Here is a 348-nt window from a genome sequence, read left to right as displayed (position 1 = left end):
GTGGGAGCGCGCTCGCGCGCGATCAAGGGCAAGGCAACCCCGCAAGTTTACCCGCCCCGCACGGGCACCCGCATGGCGAACATAGGGCGGGCGGCAGCCAGCCGCCCGCCACATCGCTCATTTCGCCAGATCGAAATGCTCCGACGACACCCAGCCGCGGTTGCCGTGCTCGTCTTCCACTTCCCAGGCGAGGCCGGCCTTTTCACCCGTCGGGTAGACGGTCATGCCCGGCTGCAGCGAGCGCACCACCTTCGCCTTGGCCGCCGACGTGGCGCGCATCGCGGTGGGCCGGCTGATCGTACCCGCCTGGCGCACGTTCGCCGCGGCGGCGTTGCCCGGGAGGCCGCC

1 protein-coding gene is annotated in these 348 nt (G+C 71.8%); it reads right to left on the bottom strand.

Features of this window, described 5'->3' with window-relative positions:
• Window positions 1-117: 117 nt before the first annotated feature.
• A partial coding sequence (locus VI08_RS22120; protein ID WP_045831478.1) for an SH3 domain-containing protein occupies window positions 118-348 on the bottom strand: 231 nt, incomplete at its 5' end.

It is taken from the genome of Luteibacter yeojuensis (genome assembly GCF_000964085.1).
Classification (GTDB): Bacteria; Pseudomonadota; Gammaproteobacteria; order Xanthomonadales; family Rhodanobacteraceae; genus Luteibacter; species Luteibacter yeojuensis_A.
Note: the sequence above shows the minus strand (reverse complement) of the source record. Positions and strands in the feature narration are given on the sequence as shown.